8 protein-coding genes are annotated in these 3,938 nt (G+C 75.5%); all 8 read right to left on the reverse strand.

Going from position 1 to position 3,938, the window contains the following annotated elements:
• Positions 1-72 precede the first annotated feature (72 nt).
• The 8 genes from ETD83_RS40275 to ETD83_RS40310 all read right to left on the reverse strand — a co-directional run bounded on the left by ETD83_RS40275 (position 73) and on the right by ETD83_RS40310 (position 3,764).
• Entirely contained in the window at positions 73-291 is a 219-nt protein-coding gene (locus tag ETD83_RS40275; protein WP_230421512.1) for a gas vesicle protein, read from the reverse strand.
• Positions 288-1,163, reverse strand: a complete 876-nt coding sequence (locus tag ETD83_RS40280; RefSeq protein ID WP_138650509.1) for a GvpL/GvpF family gas vesicle protein — start codon at positions 1,161-1,163, stop codon at positions 288-290. Before ETD83_RS40280 ends, ETD83_RS40275 begins: the two co-directional genes overlap by 4 nt.
• A complete protein-coding gene (locus tag ETD83_RS40285) occupies positions 1,160-1,534 on the reverse strand; it encodes a gas vesicle protein (protein WP_230421513.1) in 375 nt (124 codons plus the stop codon). Before ETD83_RS40285 ends, ETD83_RS40280 begins: the two co-directional genes overlap by 4 nt.
• A 6-nt stretch (positions 1,535-1,540) precedes the next feature.
• Positions 1,541-1,801 (reverse strand): gas vesicle protein GvpO, encoded by a 261-nt coding sequence (gene gvpO / locus ETD83_RS40290; protein ID WP_138650510.1) that lies wholly within the window; start codon positions 1,799-1,801, stop codon positions 1,541-1,543.
• Between the two features lie 16 nt (positions 1,802-1,817).
• Positions 1,818-2,069 carry a gas vesicle protein GvpG gene (locus ETD83_RS40295; RefSeq protein WP_138650511.1) on the reverse strand — a complete coding sequence of 84 codons (252 nt, stop codon included), beginning with the start codon at positions 2,067-2,069 and terminating at the stop codon, positions 1,818-1,820.
• A gap of 4 nt (positions 2,070-2,073) precedes the next feature.
• Positions 2,074-2,856 carry a GvpL/GvpF family gas vesicle protein gene (locus tag ETD83_RS40300; protein WP_138650512.1) on the reverse strand — a complete coding sequence of 261 codons (783 nt, stop codon included), beginning with the start codon at positions 2,854-2,856 and terminating at the stop codon, positions 2,074-2,076.
• Positions 2,853-3,296: a gas vesicle protein GvpJ gene (gvpJ, locus tag ETD83_RS40305; protein WP_138650513.1), complete on the reverse strand. Its 444-nt coding sequence runs from the start codon at positions 3,294-3,296 to the stop codon at positions 2,853-2,855. The genes ETD83_RS40300 and gvpJ overlap by 4 nt, the downstream gene beginning before the upstream one ends.
• A gap of 147 nt (positions 3,297-3,443) precedes the next feature.
• Positions 3,444-3,764 carry a hypothetical protein gene (locus ETD83_RS40310; RefSeq protein ID WP_171064716.1) on the reverse strand — a complete coding sequence of 107 codons (321 nt, stop codon included), beginning with the start codon at positions 3,762-3,764 and terminating at the stop codon, positions 3,444-3,446.
• Positions 3,765-3,938: the final 174 nt, after the last annotated feature.

A 3,938-nucleotide genomic window follows, 5' to 3' on the forward strand; every position in this document is an offset into this window, starting at 1 on the left:
GGTAGGCGGCGGGGGCGTCGTGCACCTCCACGGCGCCGCCCACCGGCCCCCTTTCGGGGCGGCCGGGGCGGGTCATGGGTTCTCCTTCCGTGCGGGCGCGTCAGGGAGCAGCTCCTCGCGGACGGTGGTGACCAGCGCCCGCAGCGACACCTGCACCAGGTCGATGCCCGCGATCGAGATCACCAGGTCCCCGGCGATGACGACGCCGCCGGCCAGCAGCCGGTCCAGCAGGTCCACCAGCGCGACCCGCTCCATCGGGACGTCGCGGCCCTGGTCCAGGACGGCGCTCACACGTCCTCCGGACCGCGCGCGGGCGTGGCGTCGGCGGTGTCGATGAACGAGTACGGCGGCCACGGCCCCGTGACCTCCACCTCCATGCCGGGCAGCCGGTCGGCGAGCGTGCGCGCCACCGTGAGGAACCCCTCGACCCGCTCGTCGTCCAGCAGGTAGGCGACGTTGAGGAACTGCGCGCCGGGCCGTCCCGACAGGCGCGGGTCCTGCGGCGGATGGTGCCGGGACGCGACGGCGTGGTCGGCGAGCGCCGCGTGCACCTCCCCGGCGCGTTCGGCGGCGCGGCGGCCGGCGTCCTCGCGGCGGCGGCGCTCCCGCTGCCGGCGCTCCAGGTACGCCGTCCCCGCACCCGAACCCGGCGCGTCGGGGCTGGGCGCGGGGTTGGGGCCGGTGAGGGGCTCGGCGCTCGGCACGAGCCCCCCACCGGGATCGGGAGCGCCCTCCTCCGGCGTGCCGGGCGCGGCGTAGGCCTTCACACCCCACTCCGAGCGGCCCGCGATGCCGTCCAGCACCTCGCCGAACCGGGCGCGCTGCGCCGCCAGCACCTCGGCGACCCGCGCGTCGTCGCGGTAGACCGTCGCGATCCGGACCGGCGCGGTCGGCGCGGCGTGCGCGGCCCGGTCCACCACGGCGTGGTGGGCGCGGGCGGTGGCCTCCAGCCACGCCAGGTCCTCCAGGTTGGCGCGCAGCGCCGCCTCCCCGTACTCCTCGAGCCGGACGGTGCTGACCAGCGCGGTCAGCCCGCCCTCGACGACGCCGCGGACCGGCGCGCCCGCGACCCCGGCGGCGCCGCGCAGCGCGGCCGGGTCCAGGCCGCGCGCCACCCCGTACAGGTAGACGGCGGTGCCGTCGGCGACAGATGCCGCGGTCACGATCCGGGCTCCTTCCCCTCGGCGGCGGCTTCGAGGGCGGCGAGGCGTTCGCGCAGCCGCCGGTTCTCCTCCGCCAGCTCCCGGTCGCCGCCGCCCGAGACCTCCCCGGCGGGGCGGGCCTTGGACGACAGCGACGGGTCGTGCTCCCACCAGTCGATGCCCATCTCCTTCGCGCGGTCCACCGACGCCACCAGCAGCCGCAGCTTGATCGTCAGCAGCTCGATGTCCAGCAGGTTCACCCGGACGTCCCCGACGATCACGATGCCCTTGTCGAGGATGCGCTCCAGCAGGTCGGCCAGGCTCGCCGACTCCCGCTCACCCGGCATCGACCGCGCCGGCGACCGGGACCCGGTCCAGGAGATCTCACTCAACGCTTCTCAGCCCCTCTCCACCCGGCCGCGGGAGTAGCGGCGGGCGCGGCGGTAGGCGACCAGCTCCCCGTCCGCGTCGACCTCGGCGTCGTAGACCGCGAGGATGTCGGCGGAATCGGGGATGCGGCGGGTCTCCACGACCTCCACCGTGACGCGCCAGCCGTCCTCGCCGGCGCGCTCCACCCCCACCACGCACTCGGCGCAGCGGCCGGTCATCGCGGTGACGTGCTCGGCCGCCCGCAGGGCGGCCTCGGACGCGGACAACATTCACGGGCCTCCCTGGCTACCCGCCCGCCTGCTCGCGGCGGGCGCGGCCTTCGTTCAGCCGGCCGATCAGGTCCTCCTCGCGGGCGGCGGCCTCCTCCTCGGTGATCCGTCCGGCCGCGGCGTCGTCGGCGACCTGCTCCATCTCCGCGGCGATCCGCGCCGGGTCGTACAGCTGCGCCTCGGCCTGCTCGGTGAGGACCCCGGCCAGCCACGCCACGCCCCGCACGGGCGCCAGCGGCAGCGTGACCAGGCCGGTGAACAGTCCCATCGGCTCAGACCTCCGGGACGAAGTCGTAGGGCGGAAGCGGCCCGATCAGCCGGACCCGGACCCGCTCGGCGCGGGACCGGCCCAGCTCCTCGACGGTCCGCTCGAACTCGGCGCGGCGGTCGGCGCGGACCAGGAACGAGGCGTCCAGGACGTCCTCCTCCCGGATCGGCGGCTTGCGCGCGAACGCCTCGGCGGCGGGGGCGGCGCCGTCCAGCAGCGCCTGCCCGTCCTGGTCGCGGAGCCGCTGCATGGCCTGCGCGATGAGCTCGCCGAGCCGGACGCGGTCGTAGTAGACGGCGTCGGCGATGTCGGGCGGCACATCCCGCAGCCGCCGGGACAGCTCGGCGATCTCCGGCTCGGCGGCCATGATCTCGCGGAGCACCGTGTCCTGGACGTAGGTGGCCTTCAGCCGCAGCTCGACCTTGCCGTCGAGCTCGTCCAGGACCTGCCCGAGGCGTTCGGCGTTGGCGGCCAGCAGCTCCTTCTGCACGGCGGCGCGGTCGGCCATCGCCGCCCCGAACCGGAACGGCACGACCACGGTCCCGGCCTCCACCAGCGCGTTCAGCACCCGCTGGTGCGCCACCAGGTCGGCGCGCTCGCCGAGCGCCCGGCCGCCGGGCAGCGCGCTGACGACCGCGGCGCACGCGCCGCCGTCCTCGACCAGCGACACCGGGCGGTCGTCCAGGCCGTTCACCCCGGGCGGCAGGGCCGCGCCGGAGCGGGTCACCCCGTACACGTACTGCGGGTCCCCGGCAGCGGGCCCGCCGGGGGGCTGCGGGGCGCTCATTCCTCGTCCTCCTTCTTGCGGGACGAGCGGCGCCGCGCGGGCTGCCTCTCCTCATCGGAGGCCGCGGAGTCGCCGGAGTCGCCGCCGAAGGTCTCCTTCAGCCGCTCCTGCGCTCCCTCCAGCGCGCCGCGTGTCTTCTTCTTCGCGCCCGACTCCTGCAGGCCCTCCAGCAGCTGCGGCAGGCCCTGCGAGGTGCCGTCATGGGCGAGGTCGAGCCGGTTGCAGGCCTCGGCGAACCTCAGGTAGGTGTCGACGCTCGCGACCACGATCCGCACGTCGACGGTGAGGAGTTCGATCCCCACCAGCGAAACCCGTGCGAACACGTCGATGACCAGTCCCTTTTCCAGGATCAGGTCGACGACGTCGGCCAGGCTGCTGCTGGACCCGCCGCGCTGGACGTAACCGGTGCCCGAGGTCTGCTGGGCGATCGGCCCAGTCATGTCATCCGCTCCCTCGATAGGGGAAATGTTCGTCTCTGTCTGGCAGCCCCGGGTGTACCCGTACCTATCCGCCTAAACAGGACCCCTGGTTTCGGTCATCGGCCGGTCAAGGCGCCCGGTGGGCGCGATGCGGCAGGTGGGCGGGGGTCAGCGCCGCCTGGCCGTGCGGCGTCCGACGACGACGCCCGCGACGGCGGCCGCCGCGATCGGAGCGGCCCGCAGGAACCTGGCGAGCGTCACCAGCCTCGCCAGCCCGGCGACCCGTCCGGGCAGCGCCGCGACCTGCCCGCCGGCCTGGTCCGCGCTCTTCCGGACGCCCTGCCGGACGCCCTGCGCCGCGCCCCCGGTGGCCCGCCGCGCGGTTCCCACCGCCTTGCCTGCAGCCCTGCCGGTCGTCTCGCCGGAGGTGTTCACCTGTCCGGACTTGTCGCCGGGAACGTGGGGGGTGTTCATCATGCGTCCCTTCATCGGGGGTGATCATGGGGGGTGGCGGCCGATGGCCGCCGTGTCGCGCCTACCCGGCCCCGGGACCGCAAACATCCCGCCGGACGCGCTCCGCGCCGCGCAGGTCGGGGGCCGGTCGGGGACCGGGGACGGTTGGAACCGTCCCGCCGGGTATGCGGGAGGCCATGCCCGACAACC

The organism is Actinomadura soli (assembly GCF_005889715.1).
GTDB lineage: Bacteria > Actinomycetota > Actinomycetes > Streptosporangiales > Streptosporangiaceae > Spirillospora > Spirillospora soli.

What these genes read in the sequence shown, in the direction of transcription:
- gvpO (WP_138650510.1), bottom strand. Translation starts at nt 1,801, where the DNA reads ATGTTGTCCGCGTCCGAGGCCGCCCTGCGGGCGGCCGAGCACGTCACC.
- ETD83_RS40295 (WP_138650511.1), bottom strand. Translation starts at nt 2,069, where the DNA reads ATGGGACTGTTCACCGGCCTGGTCACGCTGCCGCTGGCGCCCGTGCGG.
- ETD83_RS40300 (WP_138650512.1), bottom strand. Translation starts at nt 2,856, where the DNA reads ATGAGCGCCCCGCAGCCCCCCGGCGGGCCCGCTGCCGGGGACCCGCAG.
- gvpJ (WP_138650513.1), bottom strand. Translation starts at nt 3,296, where the DNA reads ATGACTGGGCCGATCGCCCAGCAGACCTCGGGCACCGGTTACGTCCAG.
- ETD83_RS40310 (WP_171064716.1), bottom strand. Translation starts at nt 3,764, where the DNA reads ATGAAGGGACGCATGATGAACACCCCCCACGTTCCCGGCGACAAGTCC.